This window comes from Microbacterium sp. RD1, from assembly GCF_052220165.1.
In the GTDB taxonomy this organism is placed as follows: domain Bacteria; phylum Actinomycetota; class Actinomycetes; order Actinomycetales; family Microbacteriaceae; genus Microbacterium.
Genome location: NZ_JBQPOL010000002.1, coordinates 655,979 through 681,422, shown reverse-complemented (window position 1 = coordinate 681,422; position 25,444 = coordinate 655,979). Strand labels below are relative to the sequence as shown.

23 protein-coding genes and 1 riboswitch are annotated in these 25,444 nt (G+C 70.3%); of the genes, 9 read left to right on the top strand and 14 right to left on the bottom strand.

The genetic code is table 11. The features are described from left to right. Positions 1-36 precede the first annotated feature (36 nt). Positions 37-190, bottom strand: a riboswitch (FMN riboswitch). Between the two features lie 57 nt (positions 191-247). Together ACTU3I_RS12125 and ACTU3I_RS12120 are read right to left on the bottom strand one after the other, a co-directional pair. Then, a complete protein-coding gene (locus ACTU3I_RS12125; protein WP_442925945.1) occupies positions 248-1,111 on the bottom strand; it encodes an Fpg/Nei family DNA glycosylase in 864 nt (287 codons plus the stop codon). Between the two features lie 28 nt (positions 1,112-1,139). Then, the gene (locus ACTU3I_RS12120) at positions 1,140-1,703 is read right to left on the bottom strand and encodes a GNAT family N-acetyltransferase (protein ID WP_442925944.1); all 564 of its coding nucleotides are present in this window, start codon (positions 1,701-1,703) and stop codon (positions 1,140-1,142) included. 173 nt (positions 1,704-1,876) lie between these two features. Here ACTU3I_RS12120 and ACTU3I_RS12115 point away from each other — a divergent pair, with 173 nt between their 5' ends. Beyond that, positions 1,877-2,833 (top strand): endonuclease domain-containing protein, encoded by a 957-nt coding sequence (locus tag ACTU3I_RS12115; RefSeq protein ID WP_442925943.1) that lies wholly within the window; start codon positions 1,877-1,879, stop codon positions 2,831-2,833. A 171-nt stretch (positions 2,834-3,004) separates the two neighbouring features. On the opposite strand, the gene trpS is transcribed toward ACTU3I_RS12115, so the two are convergent. From trpS to sdhC, 9 genes are all read right to left on the bottom strand, one after another. After that, on the bottom strand, positions 3,005-4,009 hold the full coding sequence (gene trpS / locus ACTU3I_RS12110) for a tryptophan--tRNA ligase (protein WP_442925942.1): 1,005 nt from the start codon (positions 4,007-4,009) through the stop codon (positions 3,005-3,007). A gap of 145 nt (positions 4,010-4,154) precedes the next feature. After that, positions 4,155-6,083, bottom strand: a complete 1,929-nt coding sequence (locus tag ACTU3I_RS12105; protein ID WP_442925941.1) for an NHL repeat-containing protein — start codon at positions 6,081-6,083, stop codon at positions 4,155-4,157. Positions 6,084-6,214: 131 nt separating this feature from the next. Next, positions 6,215-7,063, bottom strand: coding sequence for an exodeoxyribonuclease III (locus ACTU3I_RS12100; RefSeq protein WP_442925940.1), 849 nt, complete (start codon positions 7,061-7,063; stop codon positions 6,215-6,217). A 34-nt stretch (positions 7,064-7,097) separates the two neighbouring features. After that, positions 7,098-8,270: a YihY/virulence factor BrkB family protein gene (locus tag ACTU3I_RS12095; protein ID WP_442925939.1), complete on the bottom strand. Its 1,173-nt coding sequence runs from the start codon at positions 8,268-8,270 to the stop codon at positions 7,098-7,100. Between the two features lie 9 nt (positions 8,271-8,279). Continuing rightward, a complete protein-coding gene (locus ACTU3I_RS12090) occupies positions 8,280-9,440 on the bottom strand; it encodes an MFS transporter (protein ID WP_442925938.1) in 1,161 nt (386 codons plus the stop codon). Positions 9,441-9,509: 69 nt separating this feature from the next. Then, a complete protein-coding gene (locus ACTU3I_RS12085) occupies positions 9,510-10,295 on the bottom strand; it encodes a succinate dehydrogenase iron-sulfur subunit (RefSeq protein ID WP_442925937.1) in 786 nt (261 codons plus the stop codon). 1 nt (position 10,296) lies between these two features. Beyond that, on the bottom strand, positions 10,297-12,105 hold the full coding sequence (sdhA, locus tag ACTU3I_RS12080; protein ID WP_442925936.1) for a succinate dehydrogenase flavoprotein subunit: 1,809 nt from the start codon (positions 12,103-12,105) through the stop codon (positions 10,297-10,299). Positions 12,106-12,138: 33 nt separating this feature from the next. Then, positions 12,139-12,585, bottom strand: a complete 447-nt coding sequence (locus ACTU3I_RS12075; protein ID WP_442925935.1) for a succinate dehydrogenase hydrophobic membrane anchor subunit — start codon at positions 12,583-12,585, stop codon at positions 12,139-12,141. Beyond that, the gene (gene sdhC, locus ACTU3I_RS12070) at positions 12,585-13,016 is read right to left on the bottom strand and encodes a succinate dehydrogenase, cytochrome b556 subunit (RefSeq protein ID WP_442925934.1); all 432 of its coding nucleotides are present in this window, start codon (positions 13,014-13,016) and stop codon (positions 12,585-12,587) included. The genes ACTU3I_RS12075 and sdhC overlap by 1 nt, the downstream gene beginning before the upstream one ends. A 189-nt stretch (positions 13,017-13,205) precedes the next feature. Between sdhC and ACTU3I_RS12065 the strand changes: the two genes are divergently transcribed. The 8 genes from ACTU3I_RS12065 (at position 13,206) to ACTU3I_RS12030 (ending at position 22,690) form a co-directional block, all read left to right on the top strand. After that, entirely contained in the window at positions 13,206-14,321 is a 1,116-nt protein-coding gene (locus ACTU3I_RS12065) for a mannose-1-phosphate guanylyltransferase (protein WP_442925933.1), read from the top strand. Positions 14,322-14,521: 200 nt separating this feature from the next. Further along, positions 14,522-15,619: a BMP family lipoprotein gene (locus tag ACTU3I_RS12060; RefSeq protein ID WP_442926403.1), complete on the top strand. Its 1,098-nt coding sequence runs from the start codon at positions 14,522-14,524 to the stop codon at positions 15,617-15,619. Positions 15,620-15,710: 91 nt separating this feature from the next. Then, positions 15,711-17,231, top strand: coding sequence for an ABC transporter ATP-binding protein (locus tag ACTU3I_RS12055; RefSeq protein WP_442925932.1), 1,521 nt, complete (start codon positions 15,711-15,713; stop codon positions 17,229-17,231). Continuing rightward, on the top strand, positions 17,228-18,544 hold the full coding sequence (locus tag ACTU3I_RS12050; RefSeq protein ID WP_442925931.1) for an ABC transporter permease: 1,317 nt from the start codon (positions 17,228-17,230) through the stop codon (positions 18,542-18,544). Before ACTU3I_RS12055 ends, ACTU3I_RS12050 begins: the two co-directional genes overlap by 4 nt. After that, positions 18,541-19,824, top strand: a complete 1,284-nt coding sequence (locus ACTU3I_RS12045; protein ID WP_442925930.1) for an ABC transporter permease — start codon at positions 18,541-18,543, stop codon at positions 19,822-19,824. The genes ACTU3I_RS12050 and ACTU3I_RS12045 overlap by 4 nt, the downstream gene beginning before the upstream one ends. A gap of 9 nt (positions 19,825-19,833) precedes the next feature. After that, the gene (locus ACTU3I_RS12040; RefSeq protein ID WP_442925929.1) at positions 19,834-20,235 is read left to right on the top strand and encodes a cytidine deaminase; all 402 of its coding nucleotides are present in this window, start codon (positions 19,834-19,836) and stop codon (positions 20,233-20,235) included. After that, positions 20,232-21,545 (top strand): thymidine phosphorylase, encoded by a 1,314-nt coding sequence (locus tag ACTU3I_RS12035; protein WP_442925928.1) that lies wholly within the window; start codon positions 20,232-20,234, stop codon positions 21,543-21,545. The genes ACTU3I_RS12040 and ACTU3I_RS12035 overlap by 4 nt, the downstream gene beginning before the upstream one ends. A 26-nt stretch (positions 21,546-21,571) precedes the next feature. Continuing rightward, positions 21,572-22,690, top strand: a complete 1,119-nt coding sequence (locus ACTU3I_RS12030; protein ID WP_442925927.1) for an adenosine deaminase — start codon at positions 21,572-21,574, stop codon at positions 22,688-22,690. 84 nt (positions 22,691-22,774) lie between these two features. Here the strand turns inward: ACTU3I_RS12030 and ACTU3I_RS12025 are convergent, their stop codons facing one another. The 3 genes from ACTU3I_RS12025 to ACTU3I_RS12015 form a co-directional block, all read right to left on the bottom strand. Beyond that, complete coding sequence (locus ACTU3I_RS12025) at positions 22,775-23,614, bottom strand: endonuclease domain-containing protein (RefSeq protein WP_442925926.1); 840 nt, start codon at positions 23,612-23,614, stop codon at positions 22,775-22,777. Between the two features lie 187 nt (positions 23,615-23,801). Continuing rightward, positions 23,802-24,953, bottom strand: coding sequence for a mannitol-1-phosphate 5-dehydrogenase (locus ACTU3I_RS12020; protein WP_442925925.1), 1,152 nt, complete (start codon positions 24,951-24,953; stop codon positions 23,802-23,804). Further along, positions 24,950-25,387 carry a PTS sugar transporter subunit IIA gene (locus ACTU3I_RS12015; protein ID WP_442925924.1) on the bottom strand — a complete coding sequence of 146 codons (438 nt, stop codon included), beginning with the start codon at positions 25,385-25,387 and terminating at the stop codon, positions 24,950-24,952. Before ACTU3I_RS12015 ends, ACTU3I_RS12020 begins: the two co-directional genes overlap by 4 nt. Positions 25,388-25,444 lie beyond the last annotated feature (57 nt).

Genomic DNA, 25,444 nt, shown 5'->3' with positions numbered 1-25,444 from the left:
TCCGGGGTCGTCTCGGCAGGACGGCGCCAGGCGCCGTCCGTGCTGCCTCCCATCCGGACTACACGACGGCGGACCGTCGCATCACCGTCGGTTCCGGAATTCCACCGGATCGATCCGGGCCCGACAGGTCGGGCTCAGACTCGCGGACTCTCACCGCCGGTTCGGATTCTCACCGACCCCGGAGCACGTTGATGTGATCGATACTAGCCAACGCGCCGGCGCGCGATTCATTCCCGGACATCGTGCGTCACTTCAGCAGGCGCGAGAGCCGGCGATCGGCGAGGATCTTGCCGCCCGTCTGGCAGGTGGGGCAGTACTCCAGGGAGTTGTCGGCGAAGAAGACGCTGCGGACGGTGTCGCCGCACACGGGGCAGGTCTCCCCGCGCCGGCCGTGCACGCGCATCCCGCGGCGCTTGGCGTCCTTCAGGTCGGCGGGCGGCTTGCCGGATGCCTCGGCGAGGGCTTCGGCGAGCGTCTCGGTCAGGGCGGCGTACAGGCGGTCGATGTCGGCGTCGTCGAGCGTGGAGGCCAGGGCGTACGGCGACATCTTCGCGGCGTGGAGGATCTCGTCGGAGTACGCGTTCCCCACCCCGGCGAGGATCGACTGATCGCGCAGCACACCCTTGATCTGCGTGCGGCGCCCCGCGAGGAGCCCGGCGAGCGTGTCGCGGGAGAAGTCGGCATCGAGCGGGTCGGGTCCGAGGCGCGCGATCCCCGGCACCTCGGACGGATCGCGCACGACGTACACGGCGAGCGACTTCTTCGTCCCCGCCTCGGTGAGGTCGAACCCCGCGCCGTCGTCGAAGACGACGCGCAAGGCGATGGGAGTCTTGCCCGGCTTCAGCACCGTCGCCGGCACGGCGTCGTACCACCGCAGCCATCCGGCCTTTGCGAGATGGAAGACGAGGTGGGTTCCGCCGTCCGTGGCCAGATCGAGGAACTTCCCCGCGCGCTGCACGTCGGTGACGGTGACGCCCTGGAGGGCGGTGATGGGCGGGTCGTAGGTCTTCAGCGCCGCGATCGCGGTGACGGTGGCGCGAGTGATGGCGTGGCCGACGACACGGCCGCGCAGGAAGTCGACGAGCCCCTGCACCTCGGGCATCTCGGGCATGCCAGCATCCTGCCACGGATACCGGATGTCAGGCCTCGAGCACGCTCCACGCCTGCGGCGTCCGATCGTCGCTCGCCAGCAATCCTGCGACCCAGGCGTCGTCACGACCGAACGAGTTCGACAGCGCCTGGCGGAGCGTCCCCTCGTACCGGAAGCCGACGGCGCGCGCGACCCGGGCGGAGGAACGGTTCCCCACCACCGCGCGCCATTCGATGCGTGCCGCACCCAGCCCGCCCGGCCAGAAGCCCCAGTCGATGACGGCCCGCGCGGACTCGGTGAGCAGTCCCCGGCCCCGGTGCGGTCGCGCCATCCAGTACCCGATCTCGGGGGATCCGCCCGACAGGCGGTGCAGGCCGATCATCCCGGTGACCTCGTCGTCGCTGCGGATGACCCACGTGGCCTCGACGTCGTCGGCCCACCGCTGGCCCGACTGCACGACGAACTGCGCGGCGTGCTCGCGGAGGTAGGGGGACGGCACCGTGGTGAAGCGCTGGATGTCGGCGTCCTGACAGGCCACGAAGATCGCCTCGGCGTCGGCCTCGGTGGGTGTGCTCAGCAGCGCGCGCGGCGTCCGCAGCTCCACCGGCTCCATTCCGCCACCTTACTGGCGCGGAACGAGGCGCCGAGACAGGGGTCCGGCCGCAACCCGGGCCGGCACACCTCCGCCCCGATGCACGAACTCAGGCTCGCGGGACGTTCCGTCCCTGCGGCCCCGCGAAGAACCGCGGCCGCCCTCATCCGGGTCGGCGCGCATTGCCTGAGTTCGTGCATCCGACTCTTCCTCCCCAGGCCTTCATCTCTGCTCTTCGTCCACATCTGCGGCGAGCAGTGACGCCGCCGCTGCTCGCCGGCGTCACCCTGGGCGGCATGTTCGTTGAATTCCTTCACCGCGCGGAGCTCGTCCTCGACGGAATGAGCCGGAGCGACATCGCTGCGGCCGTGCACTCGGGGGCGCTCGTTCGGGCACGGCGCGATCACTACCTCCCCGGCGACACGGACGACCGACTGGTGCGGGCCGTCCGTGTCGGCGGTCGGCTCACGTGCCTCTCGGTGCTACAGCTGCTCGGCGTCTTCGTTCAGGTCAGCAGCCATCTCCACGTGCACATGGTGCGGACTGCGAGCCGGATGCGTTCTCCGCACGATCGCCGGCAGCGGCTCGAAGATCGGTCCGTGCGCGGGGTGCGCCTCCATTGGTCGCCCTTGCACGACCCTCCGGGGCACAGCGCGACCGTCTCCGTCATCGATGCTCTCGTACACAGCGTGCTGTGTCAGGCGCCTCGAGCCGCGATCGCGTCGCTTGACAGCGCGCTGTATCGAGCCGTGATTTCCCTCGCAGACCTGGGTGAGGTGTTTGCGCGGCTGCCCGCGCGATTCGCGGTGTTGCGCCCGCTTGTGGACGGCCGGGCCGAGTCAGGACCCGAGACGCTGATGCGCCTCATGCTGCGCGCTCTCGGCTGCTCCGTCGCGGTTCAAGTGCAGATCGAGGGCGTCGGCCGCGTGGATCTGGTCGTCGACGGCTGGCTTGTGATCGAGTGCGACAGCAAGGAGTTCCACGCCGGCTGGCAGGCCCAGGCGAAGGATCGCGAGCGCGACCTCCGGCTCGCAGCGCGCGGATTCACCTGCATCCGACCGACGGCCGCGATGATCATGAACGATCCGGAGTTCGTTCTCGACGCCGTGCGGGGTCTTCTCGCAACCAGGCCCGACCGCGCACCCGAGTGAGGCGCCGCGCCTCCGAGCCCAGGCCCTACGGCCCCTCCCGCTGCACGAACTCAGGCTCCGCTTGCTCGGCCGCGCACTGCGTCCTCGGAATTCCGCGCGCGAGAGACCGCGCGATGCTGCCCGCTGCCTGAGTACGTGCAACGGGGCGGCCGCCAGTACGCGCGGCGGGCGTCAGGAGCGGCGCAGCAGGCCGACGCCGTCGTACACGTCGGAGAGCGTGCGGTCGGCGACGGATGCGGCGCGGCCGGCGTTCACCGCGAGCACACGGTCGAGCTCGGCGGGGTCGTCGAGCATGGCCAGCGCGCGCTCGCGCACCGGACCGAACTCGCTCACGACGACCTCGGCGAGCCCCTTCTTGAAGTCGCCGTAGCCGCGGCCGGCGTACTCGTCCTCGATCTCGGCGATCGCCCGGCCGCTGAGGGCGGCGTAGATCACGAGCAGGTTCGAGACGCCGGGCTTCGTCTCGCGGTCGAAGCGCACGGCGCCCTCGCTGTCGGTGACGGCCCGCATGATCTTCTTCGCGGTCACCGACGGCTCGTCCAGCAGCCAGAGGACGCCGGCATCCGACTCCGCCGACTTCGACATCTTCGCCGTGGGATTCTGGAGGTCGTAGATGCGCGCGGTGTCGCCCTGGATGACCGGCTTCGGCACGGTGAAGGTGTGGCCGTAGCGCGCGTTGAACCGCTCGGCGAGGTCGCGGGTCAGCTCGATGTGCTGCTTCTGGTCGTCGCCGACGGGTACGACGTCGGTCTGGTACAGCAGGATGTCGGCGGCCATGAGCACGGGGTAGGTGAAGAGGCCCACGTTCGTCGCATCGGTGCCGTAGCGGGCGGACTTGTCCTTGAACTGCGTCATCCGCCCGGCCTCGCCGAAGCCGGTGATGGTCGAGAGGATCCACGCCAGCTCCGCGTGCGCAGGCACGTGCGACTGCACGTACAGCGTCGAGCGCGACGGCTCGATGCCCGCGGCGATGTACTGCGCGGCGGTGCGGCGGGTCTTCTCGCGCAGCTCCGACGGATCGTTGGGCTGGGTCAGCGCGTGCAGGTCGACCACCGAGAAGAACGCGTCGTACGACTCCTGCAGCTCCCGCCACTGCATGAGGGCCCCGATGTAGTTGCCGATCTGGAGCGAGTCGGCGGAGGGCTGCATGCCGGAGTACAGGCGAGGCTTGGTCACTCGCCTATTTTAGGGGCGCACGAATGCTGCTTCGCCCGGCGGATGCGGCTCCCGCCGTCGCCCGGCTCGCGGGCCCCTCGCCGCTCACCCGTCGCCTCTTCGCCGCCGTCGTGGCATCGTGCACCACGACGAGGCGACGACGGGTTCAGGAGAACGGGGCGACGGCGACGGGGGCGGCGGCACCGACGAACGCGACGATCTGGTGCCCCCCGGGGTTCGTCGGGAGAGGGATCTCCTCCCAGTTGTTCGTCACCCACACGTTGCCCGACGGGTCCACCGCCACGCCGGTGCTGCGCGTGAATCCGTCGAAGAAGTAGCCCTGGTCGTCGGGAGAGATCGGCTCACCCGTGGTGAGGCCGCGCGGGCACGTCGCCGCGTCGGCGCCGCAGAATGCGGAGAGGCGCTGACCCTCGAAGTTCGCGACCCACACGTTGCCGTCGCCGTCGGTGGCGATCCCCCACGGGAGCGTCACGCCGCCGCCGGTGAAGGGGCCGGTGACCTCCGACCCGTCGGGCGAGAGGAGCGCCACCGACGGGGTGCCGCGACCCTCCTCGGTCCGCTCGGGGCAGGGGAGCGTGATCCCCCCGGAATTGGCGACCCACACGTTGCCGTCGGCGTCGGATGCCACGCCCATCGGCCGGTCGAACCATCCGCTGAGAGGGGAGCCCGCCCGCGGCGTGCCATCCGGGTCGACCACGGCCACGGCGCTGTTGACGGTGCCCGTGATGAACAGCGCCTGGCCGTTGTCCACGACGTCGAACGGCTGCTGGAGACCGAACCCCCCGAGGTTCTCCGCCTCATCGGGATCGCCGCCCCGGTAGACGGCGACGGTGTCGTTGCCGCAGTTCGCGATCCACACGTCGCCGTCGCCGGTCACTTCGATCCCCTGCGGCCAGCTGAGGCCACCCTGCGTGTAGCCGGTGTCGGGAGACAGAGCCTCGCCGTCGGGGGTGAACAGCGACATGCTGTCGTGCGGTGGCTGCTCGTCCTCGGGGCATCCCGGCGCCGGAGCGGCGAAGCCGAAGTTGCTGAGCCACACATCGCCCCCCGGCGCGAAGTCGATGCCGTACCCCGAGCCGCTGAGGCCGCCGCCGGCGTACGTCGCGAGCAGCTCGCCGTTCGCCGCGAACTCGAAGACCTCGTCGCTGCCGCACACCGGCGCCTTCGGATCGGCGTCGAACTCGTAGTTGTTGTTGACCCACACATGACCCTCGGGGTCGATCGCGAAGTTCCCGGGGCCGGCGAGAAGCCCGCCGCCACCGTCGAAGCGCAGCGGCAGCGTCCACGCTGCGGGGGCGTCGGAGAGGCCGGGACGGTCGGAGGCGTCGGTGATGGCCAGGTCGAACAGCTCGTCGGCGGATGCGGAGGGGTCGCGGGCGATCGCGGCGAACTGCGCGGCCGCCGACACCGCGTCGTCGGCGATCGCCTCGTCCAGTCGCTGGCACACCAGGTCGTCGGTCAGGCAGGCGCCGAGGATGTTCGCCAGGGACGTGAAGGCCGCGAGCGTCGACGTCTCGGAGCCGTTCGGGGACGACGTCAGCGTCGCCCCGTAGCCGCCGCCGGCCGGATCGGCGAGATTGGCCGCCATCGCGGCGGCGTTGGGCAGCCCCGGCTCGGGTCCGGAGGGCAGGGCATCGCCGAAGAACTGCGCCAGGCCGTATCCGGCAGCGACGGTCGTGCGCTCGTTGAGGGTCACTGTGCCCTCGGGCGCGGCCGCGACGGTGACGGCCGCGAGCAGGGGACGGAGACCGCCCGCGGGCGTCGCCTCGACCAGCACCACCCCCTCGGCATCCGACTCTGACACGTCGAGGCGGAAGCCGCCGTCGGCCCCGGAGGTCGCCGAGGCGATCCGCTCCGCGTCGCCGTCGCCGATCCGCCAGGCCGTCACGGCCCAGCCTCCCGCGTCGACGCCGTCGACGACGGGGGCGACAGATCCGTGCCAGCCGGGTCCCTCGTCCGAGGCGAGCGGCATGCACCCCGTCGTCACGAGGACGGCGGCGGCCAGCACCGCCGTCCACACCGGTCGAGCCCCCGCGCGTGCGCGCCGATCCGTGGAGTGCCCCTGCCCCGTCACACGGCCGACTCTATCGGCGCGGGTATCCCGGGCGCGACGCGCGATGCGGCGCCGCGAGCCCGCGCGCCGAGCGACGTTCGCGCCGCCCGGACTCGAGGGTTCACCCACGGGCCGGGGAAGCGGCGCGAGGGTCAGCGGCCGAGCGTGTAGTCCGCGACCACCGGAGCGTGGTCGCTCCAGCGGGTGTCCCACGACGGAGCGCGGACGACGCGATAGTCGGCCACCCGCTCGGCCAGAGCCGGGGTGGCGAGGTGGTAGTCGATGCGCCACCCGGTGTCGGTGTCGAAGGCGCGACCGCGCATCGACCACCAGGTGTACGGCCCATCGACCTCGCCGGCATGCCGACGCCCGATGTCCACCCATCCGAGCCCGGCGCCGACGCTGCCGTCGACGCCCGTCACCTCGGCGCCCGCCTCCCCGAGGAAGCGGTCGAAGTACGCGCGCTCTCGCGGCAGGAATCCGGCCTTCTTGCGATTGCCCTTCCAGTTGCGGATGTCGAACTCGCGATGCCCCACGTTGAGGTCGCCCATCACCAGCGCCAGCGGGTGCTCGGCCTGCAGCTCGGGCAGGCGCCGCTCCATCGCATCCAGGAACGCCCACTTGGCGTCCTGACGCGGTGTGTCGGCTTCTCCGGTGTGGACGTAGGCGCTCACGATCGCGATGCTCTCGCCGTCGATGTCGAAGTCGGCCTCGATCCACCGGCCCGCCGAGTCCAGCGGCTCGGGGCCGAGCACGGTGCTCATCCTCACGTGCGGCAGGCGGCTGGCGATCGCGACGCCGGCGCGGCCCTTCGCGAGGGCCTCATCGTTGACGACCTCCCATCCGGGGAGGGCGGCGCGCAACTCGTCGGCGCTCGCGCGCACCTCCTGGATCGCGAGGATGTCGGCGTCGGCCTCCTCGAGCCAGGCGGTCATCCCCTTGCGGGTGGCGGCGCGGATGCCGTTGACGTTGATGGACACGATGCGAACTCGACGGGGCACCGTTCGAGCCTAGCCAGCACCGCCGACACGCCGCTCAGTCCCACGGCAGCGACGGCCGCGTGACGGCCGCCTCGGCCGCCTCCGCCTCGGCCACGGCGCGCTCGGCTTCGGCGACGCGGCGCCGGGCCGACCGACGGCGGTACCACGGGGCGTCTGCGGCGTCGTGCCGTGCTTCGCGCAGTCTCACCCGCGACGCGATAAGCAGGGCGGTTCGTTCCGCGGCCTCGGCGTCGGCCTCGGTCTCGAGGTTCTCGTCGCGATCGGCCGCCGAGACGGCGATCCATGCGGCGGCCACGAGGATGACGATGCCGTTGAGGCGGAACCACAGCAGGAACCCGATGAAGATCGCGAAGGTCGCGAGCAGCGGATTGGACGGTGTGTACACGAAGAGGAAGCCGGCACCGATCTGCAGCACCACCATGGCGCCGGCGCCCAGGAGCGCGCCGGGCCAGATCCGGCGCCACCCGAGGGAGGCGCCGGTGAGGAAGCGGAACAGTCCGCCGAGGGCCAGCGTGTTCAATCCGAACGCGACCAGGAGCGAGCCGGCGCGGGTGAGGATGTCGGCCCAGCGCGTGTCGGTGGTGCTCAGACCGAGCACCGAGAAGAGCAGGTCGACGGCGCCGGTGACGATCGAGCCGAGCGCCGCGCCGACGAGCAGCGCCAGTCCGAAAAGGGCGGCGGCGAGGAGGTCCCGCGCCTTCAGCACGACGTAGTTGCGGCGGTCGAAGGGGAGCCCGAACGTGTCCCGGACAGCTCGGCGGGCGTACGTGACGAACCCGATCGCGGTCCAGATGACCACGACGGCCGCGATGAGCCCCGTGATCGTCAGCAAACCGCTGCTCCCGGATGCCACGGCCTGCACCTGCTCGGGTTTGACCAGGCCGGTGTCGCTGATGAGGTCGGGGATGTAGTGGTTGACGAGCTCGATGAGCGCCGTCACGGCGGTCTGGCTGCCTCCCAGCCACACACCGACGGTCGCGAACGTGAGGTAGATGACGCCGAAGATCGCGAAGAGCGACTGATAGGAGATCCCCGCGGCCAGGAGGAATCCGTTGTGCTGCAGGAAGTGCCGCCACACGCGGATGGGGAACCACGCGAGCGTCCGGCGGGTGAGCTCTGTCGCGCGCTCGATCGGCTGGTCCAGGCGCCGCCGGAGCGTCCCCGGAAGCGGCGCAGGCGTCGACTGCGCGTCGGGGCGATCGGTCACGCGACCAGACTAGCGAGCGGCCGCGTGAGCCGTGCGGGGACGGAAGGCTCGCGCGACCGACAGCACGGCGGCCACCAGCGCGGCCGGGATGAGGAAGGCGATCCCGAGCCCCGGGCCGTCAGCGAGGAGGCCGACGGCGACGGCGCCGATCACCGCGCCGACGTAGTTGAAGACGTTGACGCGTGCGATCACCTGGTCGCTGCGAGCGGGGGCGAGGTCGCCTGCCGCGCCGAATGCCACCGGCACCAGTGCGCCGGTGGCGACACCCGCCAGCGCGAAGCCCGCGATCGCGGCAGCGGCCCAGGGGAGCGCGGCCACCCCGACGCATCCCACGACGGCGATCACCACCGCTGCGACGACCACCGTCCGCGGACCCGTCACCCGCAGGAGACGATCGGTGGCGAGGCGGGTGGCGAGCACGGCCACCTGGTAGGCGCCGTAGCCGAGCGGGGCGACCCACGCGGCGACGGCGAGCGTGTCGTGGAGGTACACGGTGCTCCACGTGCTCACGGCGGAGTCGAGAACGAAGACCGCCAGGATGACGAAGCCGAACGTCCAGATCCCTCGGGTGGGGAGGCGCTCACCGGACCGGCCCTCGTCGGCGAGGGCGGGGGCGTCGGGCGCGAAGAGGCGGGCGCCCAGAACCGCGACGGTCGCCGCCCACACCGCGGCCAGCCCCAGCGCCGCACCCGCGGCGACCGCAAGCGGCAGCAGGGCGGTGGCGCCGGCGACGAGGAGGGCACCGACGATGGCGGCGGCGGTGTAGCCGGCGAAGAAGCCGCCGAGGAGGGGGGAGCCGTGCGCGCGCTGCAGCATCACGCCCTGCATCGCGGATGCGGCGTCTACGGCGCCGAGCCCGATCCCGTACAGCGCGAACGCGGCGAGGAAGACCACCGGCGGCAGGGGGACGGCGATGAGGGGGAGCGCGAGGGCCTGACAGGCCAGCCCGACGACCAGTGCCGCGCGGCTTCCGGCGCGCACGGCCACCGCATTGGCGAGGAACGATCCGCCGGCTGCGGCGACGCACACCCCGAGGACGATGAGCGAGACGATCGTGTCGTCGATGTGCTGGCGCTCCTTGAGCGCGGGCAGCGATGTCACCACCACGGCGTAGCCGAGCCCCTGCGCGGCGTACGCCGCGGTCACCGCAGCCCGTGCGCGTCGCCGCATCCGCCCTCCTCGGGGGAAGGCTAGCGCGTTCCGGGCGGAGCGGACCGGTGCCGACGCTGCAACGGCGCGTCAGCGCTTGCCGGAGAGGACCGCCTGCTTCACCTCGGCGATGGCCTTGGTCACCTCGATGCCGCGGGGGCACGCCTCGGTGCAGTTGAAGGTCGTGCGGCACCGCCACACGCCCTCCTTGTCGTTGAGGATGTCCAGCCGCACGTCGGCGGCGTCGTCGCGCGAGTCGAAGATGAAGCGGTGCGCGTTGACGATCGCGGCGGGACCGAAGTACTGCCCGTCGGTCCAGAAGATCGGGCACGACGACGTGCACGCGGCGCACAGGATGCACTTGGTGGTGTCATCGAAGACCTCCCGGTCCACGATCGACTGCACGCGCTCCTTGCCCGCCTCGGGCTTGGAGCTGGCGATGAGGAACGGCTGCACCTCGCGGTACGACGCGAAGAAGGGCTCCATGTCGACGATGAGGTCCTTCTCCAGCGGCAGGCCCTTGATCGCCTCGACGTAGATCGGCTGCGAGATGTCGAGATCCTTGATCAGGGTCTTGCACGCCAGGCGGTTGCGCCCGTTGATGCGCATCGCGTCGGAGCCGCAGATGCCGTGCGCGCAGGAGCGGCGGAACGACAGCGACCCGTCGACCTCCCACTTGATCTTGTGCAGCGCGTCGAGCACGCGGTCGGTGGGGTACAGCTCCACGTCGTAGTCCACCCAGCGCGGCTCCTCGTCGACCTCGGGGTCGAACCGGCGGATGTTGAACGTGACGATGAACGACTGGATGCCGGTCTCCGCCGGGGACTGCTCGATGTCGGCGGGGGCGTCCGTGGTCTCCAAGACGGTCGAGGTCATCTCAGTACTTCCTCTCCATCGGCTGGTAGCGCGTGATCACGACGGGTTTCCAGTCGAGCTCGATGTGGTCGGCCGGATGCGACGAGTGGGGGTCTCCCGTCAGGTAGGCCATCGTGTGCTGCATGTAGTTCTCGTCGTCGCGCTTGGGGTAGTCGTCGCGCATGTGGCCGCCGCGGCTCTCCTTGCGGTTCTGGGCGGCGTACACCACGACCTCGGCGAGGTCGAGGAGGAAGCCGAGCTCGACGGCTTCGAGCAGGTCGGTGTTGTAGCGCTTGCCCTTGTCGTCGACGTGCACGTTGAGGTACCGCTCGCGGAGGTCGGCGATGACGTCCAGGACGTGGGCGAGGGACTCCTCGGTGCGGAACACCTGGGCGCCGCGGTCCATCTCGTCCTGCAGCGTCTTGCGCAGGACCGCGATGCGCTCGGTCCCCGGGTTGGCCCGCAGGCGCTCGAACATCTCACGGATCTCGCGGGTGGGGTCTTCGGGCAGGGCCACGAAATCGGCGGTCTGCACGTACTTCACGGCGTTGCGGCCGGCGCGCTTGCCGAACACGTTGATGTCCAGGAGCGAGTTGGTGCCGAGGCGGTTCGAGCCGTGCACCGACACGCAGGCGCACTCGCCGGCGGCGTAGAGACCGGGGACGACAGTGGTGTTGTTGCTCAGCACCTCGGCGTCGTTGTTGGTGGGGATGCCGCCCATGGCGTAGTGCGCGGTGGGCATCACGGGCACGGGCTCCACGACCGGGTCGACGCCGAGGTACGTGCGGGCGAACTCCGTGATGTCGGGGAGCTTCGTCTCCAGCACCTCGGCGCCCAGGTGCGTGCAGTCCAGCAGCACGTAGTCGCGGTGCGGACCCGCGCCTCGGCCTTCGGCCACCTCCTGCACCATGCAGCGGGCGACGATGTCACGCGGGGCGAGGTCCTTGATCGTGGGGGCGTAGCGCTCCATGAAGCGCTCGCCGCTGGCGTTGCGGAGGATGGCGCCCTCGCCGCGGGCGCCCTCGGTGAGGAGTATCCCGAGCCCGGCGAGGCCGGTCGGGTGGAACTGGAAGAACTCCATGTCCTCCAGCGGCAGGCCCTTGCGCCACACGATGCCGACGCCGTCACCGGTGAGGGTGTGGGCGTTGGAGGTGGTCTTGAAGATCTTTCCGAACCCGCCGGTGGCGAAGATGACGGCCTTGGACTGGAAGACGTGCAGGTCGCCGGTGGCCAGCTCGTACGCCACCACGCCGGCGACCTGGGTGTTGCCTGCGTCATCCTTCACCGTGATGAGGTCGAGCACGTAGAACTCGTTGAAGAAGTTGATGCCCAGCTTCACGCAGTTCTGGAACAGCGTCTGCAGGATCATGTGGCCGGTGCGGTCGGCGGCATAGCAGGCGCGGCGCACGGGGGTCTTGCCGTGGTCGGCGGTGTGGCCGCCGAAGCGGCGCTGGTCGATCTTGCCCTCCGGCGTGCGGTTGAAGGGCAGGCCCATATTCTCGAGATCGATGACCGCGTCGATGGCCTCCTTCGCGAGGATCTCCGCCGCATCCTGATCGACGAGGTAGTCCCCGCCCTTGACGGTGTCGAACGTGTGCCACTCCCAGGAGTCCTCTTCGACGTTGGCGAGGGCTGCGGCCATGCCGCCCTGCGCCGCGCCGGTGTGGGAGCGGGTCGGGTAGAGCTTGGAGATCACGGCGGTCTTCGCGCCAGGCCCCGCCTCGATCGCCGCGCGCATGCCGGCGCCGCCGGCGCCGACGATCACGATGTCGAACTGGTGGTAGTGCACGCCGTCGCGGACGACGGAATCTGCGCTGGTCGAAGTGCTCACGAAATCGATGCCTCTACTTGTTGGTCGTGACGGTCAGGCGCCCTGGCACAGGCCCCACAGGGAGCTGGACTCGGTGACGCCGATGCACGGGTCGAAGGTGAAGACGACGAGGGTGCCGAGCACGATGAGGAAGCCGGCGGCCAGCCACAGCGCCCACACCAGGACGCGGCGCGCGGTGCGGTGGGCGACGTAGTCGTTCACGATCGTGCGCATGCCGTTGGCGCCGTGGATGAGGGCGAGCCACAGCATCGCGACGTCCCACCACTGCCAGAACGGGTCGGCGAGCTTGCCGGCGACGAACGCGAAGTCGACCTGGTGGATGCCCTCGCCCTGCAGGAGATTGACGAAGAGGTGTCCGAAGATGAGCACGATCAGCACCACGCCCGAGGCGCGCATGTAGATCCAGCCCCACTTCTCCAGGTTCGAACCCCGGTTGCGCGTGCGGGGAGCGGGGATCGTCGCGGCAGCCTGCGCGGTCATCAGTGACCCCCCACCGACGAGAAGACGTTGATCAGATGACGCGGGGTGAAGCCGAGCATCGTCACCACCCACAGGCCGAGGACCCCCCACCACAGCTGGCGCTGGTGGCGCGTGGCCCACGACCACATGTCGACGGCGATGATCCGCAGCCCGTTGAAGGCGTGGTACGCGATCGCGCCGACGAGGGCGACCTCGCCCAGGCCCATGATCGGGTTCTTGTAGGTGCCGATGACGGCGTTGTACGCCTCGGGGGAGACGCGGATGAGCGCCGTGTCCAGGATGTGCACGAGGAGGAAGAAGAAGATCGCCACGCCGGTGATGCGGTGAAGGACCCATGACCACATGCCCTCGCGGCCGCGGTAGAGCGTGCCTCGGGGCACTCTCGAAGTGGTCTGAGCCACGGTCGGTGTGACGCGCGCTGGTGCAGACACGATCGTCCTCCCTGATCGAACACGGTGTGCGGGGCGATCCGTTGCCCCGTGGAGCGCAGGGCTCCGGGCGTCACAAGGGCGCTGCACCATGCTACGTCGAGGGTCGGAATTCCGGGGATTAGGCCCGCCTAACTGTCTCGACATCGAGATATCCGGATGCGGCGGAGTCGGCCCGTTAGCCTTGTCGGCATGTCCGAGCCGATTGCCGACTTCTACGCTGTCATCCCCGCCGGGGGGATCGGGAGCCGGTTGTGGCCGCTCTCCCGCGCCGAGGCCCCGAAATTCCTGCACGACCTCACCGGATCCGGGCAGACCCTGCTGCGCGACACGTGGAACCGGCTGGAGCCCCTCGCCGGTCGCGATCGGATCTCGGTGGTGACAGGGCGAGCGCATCGCGCTGCCGTGGAGAAGGAGCTGCCGGGCGTCGCCGATCACAACGTGTTCCTCGAGTCGGAGCCGCGCGACTCCTCGGCGGCCATCGGCTTGGCCGCGGCCATCCTCCACCGCCGCGACCCCGACGTGATCATCGGCTCCTTCGCCGCCGATCACGTCATCCGCGGCACCCGTACGTTCGAGTTCGCCGTGCAGCAGGCGGTCGCCGTGGCCCGTGCGGGGTACATCTGCACGATCGGCATCCAGCCGACCGAGCCGTCCGTGGGGTTCGGCTACATCCGCAAGGACGGCGAGCTCGACGTCGACGGTGCCCCTGAGGCGGCGATGGTGGAGCGCTTCGTGGAGAAGCCCGACCTCGACACCGCGCGCCAGTACTACGCCGACCGTGCCTACCTGTGGAACGCCGGCATGTTCATCAGCCGCGCCGACGTGCTGCTGGCGGAGCTCGCCGCCAACGAGCCGGAGCTGCACGCGGGCCTGGTCGAGCTGGCAGAGGCGTGGGACGACCGCGAGCGGCGGGGTCCTGCCGTCGACCGCATCTGGCCGCGGCTGAAGAAGATCGCCATCGACTACTCCGTCGCCGAGCCCGCCGCCGACAAGGGCAAGCTGGCCGTCATCCCGGGCCACTTCGACTGGGACGACGTGGGCGATTTCGCCAGTCTCGCCAAGCTCAATTCCCACGGCGGCAAGAACGAGCTCGCGATCCTCGGCAGCCGCGCGCGCGTGCTCGCCGACGCCTCCAGCGGGATCGTCGTCTCCCAGACCAAGCGCGTGATCAGCGTCATCGGTGTGCAGGACATCGTCGTGGTCGACACCGAGGACGCGCTCCTGGTCACCACGAGCGAGCACGCCCAGCGGGTGAAGGGCGTCGTCGACGCCCTCAAGCTCACCGGGCACGGAGACGTCCTCTAGGACGCCGTGTCGCCGCCGCCGGCATCGCGTGTCATCCTCTATTGCGGCTTTGTAACCATTGCCCGAATGCTCCGCATCCGCGTCGCAAGTGTCTCGTCACAGTAGGTAACGTGACTGCATCCATCCCCCGTTCGTGGGGAACACCCGTCTTGGAGGACTACGTGAAGCTGACAAAGAAGGCCGCCTTCAGCGGTCTGGCGATGGTCGGAGCGGCCGCACTGCTGGCCGGCTGCGGATCCGCGCCGCAGGACAACGGCTCCGGCGGCGAGGACGCTGCCGGCGACTTCCTTCCCTGCCTCATCTCGGACGAGGGCGGCTGGAACGACAAGTCGTTCAACGAGTCGGCGAAGATCGGCATGGACCGTGCCGCCGAGGAGCTGGGCGTCGAGCCCATCGAGGTGGAGTCGACCTCCGCCAACGACTACGCGCCGAACCTGGAGACGCTCGTCTCCGAGGGCTGCACATTCATCGTCTCCGTCGGGTTCAAGCTGTCGGCCGACACCATCGAGTCCGCCAACGCCAACCCCGACATCAACTACGCGATCATCGACGACTGGGCCGACAACACCGGCGCCGAGGACGATGAGGGCAACCCGATCGGCGACGGCGTGACCGACGCCCCGAACATCAAGCCCCTCATGTTCGACACCGTCCAGGCCGCCTACCTCGGTGGATACGCCGCGGCCGGCTGGTCGGCGCAGTCCGGTGTCAACAAGGTCGGCACCGTCGGCGGCATCCCGATCCCGCCCGTGAAGATCTTCATGGACGGCTTCGTCGAGGGCGTGGACAAGTACAACGAGGACAAGGGTGCGACAGTCGCGACCTTCGGGTGGGACGTCGAGGCTCAGGACGGCTCGTTCACCGGTGGATTCGCCGCGAACGACACCGCGAAGCAGGCCATGCAGGGCGTGCTCGACCAGGGCGTCGACGTGCTCCTCCCCGTGGGTGGTCCGATCTACCAGTCGGCTGCCGCCGCGATCGACGACGCCGGCTCCGACGCCGTGATCCTCGGTGTCGACTCCGACCTGGCCGAGGCCGACCCGTCGGTCGCCGACAAGGTGCTCGTGTCGATCCTCAAGCGCATCGACGAGGCGGTCTACCAGGCCACCATCGAGGCGTCCGAGGGCGACTTCGACGTCGAGCCGTACGTGGGCACGCTCGAGAACGAGGGCGTGGGCCTCTCGGGCTTCGGCGCCTTCGAGGCCGAGCTGCCGGAGGGCCTGGTCGACGAGCTCGCCGCGCTCCAGGAGCAGATCATCTCCGGCGAGCTCGAGGTCGTCTCGCCCAGCTCGCCGTAATCGCACGGCGTTGGTCCCCGCGACCGGCCGGACTCGCGTCCGGCCGGTCGCTTCCTTTCCCCCCGAAACCCGACTGGATAGGGTGCACAGTATGAAGCTCGAGCTACGTGGGATCACGAAGCGCTTCGGGCCCCTCGTCGCCAACGACCACATCGACCTCGTGGTCCAACCGGGGGAGATCCACGCCCTCCTCGGCGAGAACGGCGCGGGCAAGTCCACGCTCATGAACGTCCTGTACGGCCTGTACCAGGCGGACGAGGGCGAGATCCTCCTGGACGACGTCGTCCAGCGCTTCCGCGGTCCCGGCGACGCCATGGCCGCGGGCATCGGCATGGTGCATCAGCACTTCATGCTCATTCCCGTCTTCACCGTCGCCGAGAACGTCATGCTGGGCCACGAGAACACCCGGGCCCTGGGCGCGCTGGATCTCGCCTCGGCACGACGCCACGTTCGCGAGGTGGCCGACCGCTTCGGTTTCGAGGTCGACCCCGACGCCGTCGTCGGAGACCTTCCCGTCGGCGTGCAGCAGCGGGTGGAGATCATCAAGGCGCTGTCGCGGGACGCCAAGGTGCTCGTCTTCGACGAGCCCACCGCCGTGCTGACTCCTCAGGAGACCGATGAGCTCATGGGGATCATGCGCCAGCTGCGCGACGAGGGCACATCGATCGTCTTCATCACCCACAAGCTGCGCGAGGTGCGCGAGGTCGCCGACCGCATCACGGTGATCCGGCTCGGGAAGGTCGTCGGCGAGGCCGAGCCCCGCGCGTCCAACGCCGAGCTCGCCTCCCTCATGGTGGGTCGCGCCGTCGAGCTCACCGTCCACAAGGATGCCCCGCGCATCGGCTCCGGCACCGGGCTGACGGTGGAGAACCTCCGCGTGCTGACGCCCACGGGCACGGTCGTCGTCGACGACGTCACGTTCGACGTGCGACCGGGGGAGGTGGTCGCGATCGCCGGTGTCCAGGGCAACGGCCAGACCGAGCTCGTGGAGGCGATCGTCGGACTCGCCGACCGCGTCACGGGCTCGGTCCGCCTCGACGGCGAGGAGCTCGTCGGCAAGAGTGTGCGTGCCATCCTCGACCAGGGCGTGGGCTACGTCCCCGAGGACCGCACCGAGGACGGGCTCGTGGGCGCATTCTCCGTGGCGGAGAACCTCATCCTGGATCGATCCTCCGACCCCGCCTTCGTCACGGGCGCGACCATCCGTCGCGGCGTGCTCGAGGAGTTCGCCCGCGCGCGGATCGCGGAGTACGACGTGCGCACCCGCGGCGCGGACGTGCCCGCGGGGACCCTCTCCGGCGGCAACCAGCAGAAGGTCGTCATCGCGCGCGAGATGAGCCGCGAACTGCGCCTGCTCGTGGCCGCTCAGCCCACCCGCGGCGTGGACGTCGGATCCATCGAGTTCATCCACACCCGCATCATCCAGACCCGCGACGCCGGCGTGCCCGTGCTGGTCGTCTCCACCGAGCTCGACGAGGTCGCAGCCCTGGCCGACCGCATCGTGGTGATGTACCGCGGCGGCATCGTGGGGATCGTCCCCGGGGACACCGCGCGCGACGTCCTCGGCCTGATGATGGCGGGCGAGAACACCGGAAGCGAGGCCGTGGCGTGAGCGGCGGAACCCCCGCGGGCGGCGACGAGGCGATCAAGGGCCTCCCGCCCGAGCAGCTGCCCCCCGTCTCTGGCCCTCTCACGGGGACGCCCGAGCCGGCCCCGCGGCAGAACGTCTTCATCCAGGAGCTCCTCCGCGGCAACGCGGTGACGACGATCCTCGCGATCGTCGTCGCGATGGTCGTCGGCGGCATCCTGATGGCCATCACCAACGACGAAGTGCAGGAGGCGGCGGAATACTTCTTCGCCCGCCCCGGCGACACGCTCGCCGCCGTCTGGAACGCGGTCTACGGCGGGTACGAGGCCCTCTTCCGCGGCGCCGTGTTCAATCCGCGCGCCAACGACTTCGCCACCCAGATCCGCCCGCTCACCAACACCCTCGGGTTCGCCGCGCCGCTCATCGCCGCCGGCCTCGGGGTCGCCGTGGCGTTCCGGGTCGGTCTGTTCAACATCGGCGGCCGCGGTCAGATCCTGATCGCCTGCGCCACCGCTGCGCTGCTGACTTTCTCCCTCGACCTCCCCTGGTTCCTGCATCTGCCGCTCACTCTGGCCGCCGGTATCGCCGGCGGTGCGCTGTGGGGCGGCATCGTCGGGCTCCTGAAGGCGCGCACCGGGGCCCACGAGGTGATCCTCACCATCATGCTCAACTACGTCGCGTTCTATCTCGTGACGTGGATGGTGCGCACGCCGGGCCTGCTACAGCGCGCCGCGGGCGACCAGCCCATCTCCGGGCCGACGCCCGAGAGCGCGCGCTTCCCGGAACTGCTCGGGCCGCGCTTCCCGCTCCTGGACTGGGGCTTCCTCGTCGTCCTGGCGGCGACCGTGTTCGTGTGGTGGCTCGTCGAGCGCTCGAGCCTCGGCTTCCGGCTGCGCGCGGTGGGGGAGAATCCGCACGCTGCGCGCGCGGCGGGCATCTCGGTGCAGCGCATGTACATCTACGCCATGCTGTTCGCCGGCGGTCTCGCGGGCCTCGCGGGCATGAATCAGATCCAGGGGGCGGTCAACTCGGGGTTCGACGGGCTCATCGACGCCGGCATCGGTTTCGACGCGATCACGGTCGCTCTGCTGGGTCGCAGCCGCGCGTGGGGGGTGCTCGCCGCCGGCCTCCTCTTCGGCGCCCTCAAATCCGGCAGCTTCACGATGCAGGCCTCCGAGGGCATTCCGGTGGACATCGTGCTGGTCGTTCAGGCTCTCATCGTCCTGTTCATCGCGGCGCCGCCGCTCATCCGCACGATCTTCTTCCTGCCGAAGACCGACGCTGAGAAGGCCGCGAAGGCGCGAGCCAAGGCGGCGAAGAAGGCGGTGACGTCATGACCGCGCTCGCTCCCGCCATCCCCGGCGGCACGATCCAGCTCGCGACGGTGCGTGTGCGCTCATGGAAGCTCGCCGTCACGCTGTCGTTGGCGACGGTGCTGCTCGGTGCGCTCTTCGTCTTCGCGCCCCGCGACGGTGTGAGCACCTTCCGCCTGGGCGACCCGACCTCGACGATCGCCCTGCCGAACGTCGAGATGCCGACCCTCGCGACATGCTGGATCCTCCTGGCCGCCCTGGTCGTCCTGACGGCGTGGGCGCTGTGGGATGCCTGGGCCTACCGCCGCAGCATCCTGTGGCTGCCGATCGTTTACGGCATCCTCGCCGTCTTCGCGTTCCTCGTCTGGGCGGCGTCGGGGGGACTCGTCCCCGTCACGGGGCTGCTCTTCGGGTCGGTCTCGCTGGCCGTGCCGCTGATCTTCGGCGCACTCGGCGGCGTCATCGGGGAGCGCGTCGGCGTCGTCAACGTCGCGATCGAGGGACAGTTCCTCCTCGGGGCGTTCAGTGCGGCGCTGCTGTCGAGCATCACGAGGAACCCGTTCGTCGGCCTCCTCGGCGCGATGGCCGGCGGCGTCCTCGTGGCCTTCGTCCTCGCCGCCTTCTCGATCAAGTACCTCGTCGACCAGGTGATCGTCGGCGTCGTCTTGAACGTGCTCGTCACCGGTCTGACCGGGTTCCTCTACGGTGCGCTGCTCGTCCCCAACGAGGAGGCGCTGAACCGGCCCGTCCGCTTCACGCGGTGGGAGATCCCGCTCCTCAGCGACATCCCGATCATCGGGCCGGTGCTGTTCAATCAGACCTTCATCGTCTATCTGGCCTACATCACGGTGGCCGTCGTCGCGTGGGGTCTCTACCGCACGCGCTGGGGCCTGCGCCTGCGCGCGGTGGGGGAGCATCCGCAAGCCGCGGACACCGTCGGCATCAAGGTCAACACGTCGCGCTTCTGGAACGTATCGCTCGCCGGCGCGATCGCCGGGATCGGCGGCGCGTACTTCACGCTGGTGTCGGTCGGTCAGTTCACCAAGGAGATGACGGCGGGCCTCGGGTTCATCGCGCTGGCCGCCGTGATCTTCGGCCGCTGGGACCCCATCCGCGCGACCCTCGCCGCTCTGCTCTTCGGCTTCGCGACGAACCTGCAGAACCTCCTGACCGTGCTCGGCACCCCCATCCCGAGCGAATTCATGCTGATGCTGCCCTACCTCGTGACGATCATCGCGGTTGCCGGGTTCGCGGGGCAGATCCGGGGCCCCGCGGCCGCCGGCAAACCGTATATCAAGGGCTGAGAAGGAGTCATGACCGATATCGACTGGGACGTGCTGCGTTCCACCGCCACCGAGGCCATGCACCGCGCGTACGCGCCGTACTCCCGCTACAAGGTGGGTGCCGCGGCCCTCGTCAGCGACGGCCGCATCGTGTCGGGATGCAACGTCGAGAACGCCTCCTACGGCGTCGGGCTCTGCGCGGAGTGCGGTCTCGTCTCCGACCTGCACATGTCCGGCGGTGGCCGGCTCGTCGCGTTCGTGTGCGTCAACGGCGAGGGCCAGACGATCATGCCGTGCGGGCGGTGCCGTCAGCTGCTGTTCGAGCACGCGATCCCGGGGATGCTGCTGGAGACCGTCTCGGGCATCCGCACCATCGACGAGGTGCTCCCCGACGCCTTCGGGCCTCGCGATCTGGAAGCCGCGTCGCGATGACGGTCTCCTCATCCGACTCCGGCTCGATCGAATCGCACGACGCCGTCGACGTCATCCGCGCCAAGCGGGACGGGAGACGCGTAGATGAGCCGGCGCTGCGCTGGATGGTCGACGCGTACACGCGCGGCTACGTCACCGACCCGCAGATGTCGGCCTTCACGATGGCGGTGCTGCTCAACGGGATGGACCGGGACGAGATCCGCGTGCTCACCGACGCGATGATCGACTCGGGTGAGCGGATGGACTTCTCCTCACTGCGCAAGCCCACGGTCGACAAGCACTCGACCGGCGGAGTGGGTGACAAGATCACCTTGCCGCTGGCGCCGCTGGTCGCCTCGTTCGGGGTGGCCGTGCCGCAGCTGTCGGGCCGCGGGCTCGGGCACACCGGCGGCACCCTCGACAAGCTCGAGTCGATCCCCGGATGGCGCGCCGCGCTCTCGAACGACGAGATCCTCGCGCAGCTCGACTCGGTCGGCGCCGTCATCTGCGCGGCCGGCTCGGGTCTGGCACCCGCCGACAAGAAGCTCTATGCGCTGCGCGATGTGACCGGCACGGTCGAGGCGATCCCGCTCATCGCGTCGAGCATCATGTCCAAGAAGATCGCCGAGGGCACCGACTCGCTCGTGCTCGACGTGAAGTTCGGCTCCGGCGCGTTCATGCAGGACATCGACCGGGCGCGGGACCTCGCACGCACGATGGTGGCGCTCGGAACCGACTCTGGTGTGAAGACCACGGCGCTCCTCACCGACATGAACACGCCTCTGGGGCTCGCCATCGGCAATGCCAACGAGGTGCAGGAGTCGGTCGACGTGCTCGCGGGCGGGGGGCCGGCCGACGTCGTCGAGCTCACCGTCGCCCTCGCCCGGGAGATGCTCGCCTCCGCCGGGCGCCCCGACGTCGACGTCGAGGCGGCGCTCGCCGACGGGCGTGCCATGGACCTCTGGCGGCGGATGATCCGCGCTCAGGACGGCGATCCGGATGCGGCGCTCCCGCAGCCGCGCGAGACCCACACCGTGACGGCCGACCGCGCGGGCATCATCACGCGCGTGGACGCCCTGCCCTTCGGGGTGGCGGCCTGGCGACTGGGCGCAGGGCGCGCACGTGCGCAGGATCCTGTCATCCACGCCGCCGGCATCGACCTGCACGTCAAGCCCGGTGACGCCGTATCGGCCGGTTCCCCGCTGTTCACCCTTCGCGCCGATGATGGAGCGCGATTCGGCCGCGCGCTCGACGCCGTCGTGGGAGCCTGGGAGATCGGGGCGGACGCCCCCGTCCCGCTCGCCCTCGTGCGCGAGCGCATCACCGCCTGAAGTCCGCCGTCCGACAGGGAGCACTCATGGCCATCGATGCCACCGGAGACATCCGCATCCAGGGGCGGTCGCTGCGCGCGCTGCCGAAGGTGTCGTTGCACGATCATCTCGACGGCGGCGTCCGGCCGGCCACCGTGCTGGAGCTGGCCGGCGAGGACGGCATCGACGTCCCCGCCACCGACGCCCGCGGCCTCGCGGACTGGTTCGCCACCCAGGCGGACTCGGGCTCGCTGGAAGGCTACCTCGCGACCTTCGACCTGGTGGGGCAGGTGCTGCAGTCCCGTGAGGCACTCACCCGCGTCGCCCGCGAGGCGGTCGAGGACCTCGCCGCCGACGGCGTCGTGTACGGCGAGCTGCGGTGGGCTCCCGAGCAGCATCTGATGCGGGGGCTCACGCTCGACGAGGCGGTCGAGGCGGTGCAGGACGGCATCGACGAGGGTGAGGACGCCGCGCAGGACGCGGGCAACGACATCCGGGTCGGGCAGATTCTCACCGCGATGCGGCACGCGGACCGATCGCTGGAGATCGCGCGACTGGCGGTGCAGTGGCGCGGTCGCGGCGTCGCCGGCTTCGACATCGCCGGGCCGGAGGCGGGTTTCCCCGCCGCGCGGCATCGCCGTGCGTTCGATCACCTTGCGGAGGAGTTCATCCCCGTCACCGTCCACGCCGGCGAGGCGGCCGGGGTCGACAGCATCCGCTCGGCGCTCCTGGACGGACGAGCCCTCCGCCTGGGGCACGGCGTGCGCATCGCCGAAGACCTCGACGTCATCTCGCGGGAGGGCGACGAGGTGCGCGTGCACCTCGGGGACCTGGCGCGGTGGGTGCGCGACCGCGAGATCGCGCTCGAGCTGTCGCCGTCGTCGAACCTGCAGACCGGCGCCATCGCCGCGTGGGGGACGACGCTCGAGGACCACCCGTTCGATCTGCTCTACCAGCTCGGCTTCTCGGTCACCGTGAACGTCGACAACCGCACGATGAGCCGCACCTCTCTGACGCGTGAGCTGGCGCTCCTCGTGGAGGCGTTCGACTACGGCCTCGACGACATCGAGGCGTTCCAGGTGAACGCCGCCGCGGGCGCCTTCCTGCCGCTGGAGGAGCGCGAGGAGCTCATCGACCTCATCGCGGACGGGTTCGCGCGCCGCTGAGCTCGACGGCACCCCCGGCTGCCGAACTCCTCAAGAACGACGCGAATCCGGGCCGCCGCGCCGTATCCGGCTCTGCCGCCGCGATTACTTGAGGAGTTTCGCAGGTGGCCGCGTGGCCACGACGCCCCGCAGCGCGACGACCGTGTCGTCATGGCGGTACAGGATGTCCTCGGCGAGCGGCCGAATGGTGGTGTAGCCGAGCGCGGCGGCGGCAAGGTCTCGACGCCGATCGCGCACCTGCGCCTTCCATCCCTCGTGGAAGGCGCGGCTGTCGCATTCGATGATGAGCCAGCCGTCCACGATCAGATCGACCCGGCCCACGCCTGGCACATCGACTTGCACCTCCACGTCGCATCCGAAGGCCCGCAGCATCAGCCGGAGCAGGGTCTCCGGGCCGGATTCGCTGCGCCTGTTCAGGAGCGGGCGCAGTGCTCGATAGCGCCGGGGGAGAAGCGCGAAGACGGCGGCGAGCTCTCCTTCGCCGACCAGCCCGAGGTGCCAGGCGCTGTCGAGCGTGGCCACCGCGTCGCGGGGCGACTGACAGCGGACGGCCTGTGCCAGCGCCCCGACGACGCCGGCACACAGTGTCCGGGAATCCTCACCGGGCGGGCGCCAGTGGGGGACGACCTCCGCCGCGCGCCGCGGCAGCCGGCTCGCCCCGTGATCGAACTGCACGTGCAGACCGGTGAGCGTGCGGACGAACACCCCCAGGAGCGACAGGAGGCTGAGGCAGTCCAGCCGACCACCCAGCCGTGCCGCTTCGAGCAGCTCGGGCGCAAGATCGGGGATCGTATAGCGGCCCTTCCGCACGCGCACCACCCGGCCGGCGGCCACGAGCATGCGCACCTGATGACGGGTCCACCCGTCCGCGAGCAGGTCGATCGTGCGCCAGTAGCGCGCGGCGAGGATGTCCACAGCAGCCATCCATCCACTCCACCGGGGCGGCGCGATCCGCTGGGGGCGCGAGGCGCGATCGGAGGATGGATCTGCCCGAGGCGTGGCTGGGGAGGAGAGGATGGCCCGCTGCGGTACTCCTCAAGAACCGCCGCATCCGGGCCGGAAACCCCGCAAACTGCCTTTGCGTGCGCGACCTTGAGGAGTTGCGCAGCTGTCAGAACTCGGACTGCCGCTGCTCGACGACGCGCTGCACGCGCGAGAAGAGCGGATGCTGCGGCTCGAGGCCGGTCACCGCGGCGGTGAACTCCTCGGCCGACTGCTCGCGCAGCATCCGCTGCAGGTCCACCGATTGCGCGTCCTCGGGGTCGTCGAAGGTCAGCGCGGCGCCGATGGCCGCCACGAGCGCGTGCACGGGCAGCCCGCGCTCGATCGCCTCGGCGGCGGGGCCCACGAACCGCTCGTGTCGGGAGAGCTTGCGAAGCGGCTGGCGGCCGACGCGCCACACGGTGTCGGGGAGTGCCGGGTTCCGGAACCGCCGGAGGATCGTCGCGCGGTACTCGTGCTGCGTGTCCGCGTCGAGCTCGTGCTTCTCGATGAGCAGGTGCGACGTCTCCAGGAGCGCCGCCTCGACCTTCTGCGCGATGCCGGGGTCGGCCAGTGCGTCGGAGATCCGCTCGATCCCGGCTGCCGCTCCGAAGTACGCGGTCGTGGCGTGCCCGGTGTTGACAGTGAAGAGCTTGCGCTCGATGTACGGCTCCAGGTCGTCGACGAAGTGCGCGCCCGGAATGTTCGGCGGGGCGTCGCCGAACGGCCCCCGCTCGATCGCCCACTCGTAGAACGGCTCGACGGTGACGTCGATGCCGCCGCCGGGGGCTTGCGCCGGCACGATGCGGTCGACCGCGGTGTTCGCGAAGACGGCACGGGCCGACACCGCCTCCCAGCCGTCGCCGGCGACGGCTGCCATCTCGTCGCGGAGCGTGTCCGTCGCGCCGATCGCGTTCTCGCAGGCCATGACCTGCAGCGGCGGCAGCGACGGTTCGCGAAGGCCGAGCCCTGCGACGATGTGCGGGGCGACGAACTTCAGGATCGTCGGGCCGACGGCGGTGGTCACGACGGCCGCCCGGGAGATCTCATCGACCAGCGCCGCGGCGTCGGTGGCGCTGTTGATCGCGCGGAAGCCGGTGACGACGGTGTCGACCCCGCCTTCCCCCACCTCGCGCACGGTGTATGCGGATGCGGTGTTGATCGCGTCGACGAGCGGGGCGGCGACGTCGGAGAAGACCAGGTCGTAGCCGCCCTGATGAAGGAGGAGCCCGACGAATCCGCGGCCGATGTTGCCGGCGCCGAAGTGGACCGCGGTGCTCACGAGTTGACCGCGGAGAGGGCCGAGAACAACTCCTCCGGCGTCTCGGCGGCCTTGAGACGCTCGACCTCGTCCTCGTCGGAGAAGAGGATGGCGATCTGCGACAGGATCTCCAGGTGCTCGTCGCCGCGGCCCGCGATGCCGACGACGAACGTCACCGGCTCGCCGCCCCAGTCCACGCCCCCGTCGTACCGGACCACCGACAGCCCCGACTCGAGGATCGCCTGCTTGGTCTCGTTGGTGCCGTGGGGGATGGCGAGCTCGTTGCCCATGTAGGTCGACACCGTCTCCTCACGCTGCTGCATCGCATCGAAGTACGCGCTGGTGACGGCGCCGGCGGCCTCGAGGATGTCGGCGGCCTCCTTCATCGCCTCCTCGCGCGTCGCGCCGCCGGAGTGGATGCGGACCTGCCCGATGCTGAGGACGTCACGTGCCATGGGATCTCGCCTTTCGTCGAACTGCTGGGTCCAGCCTCCCAAACGACAGGCCGGACG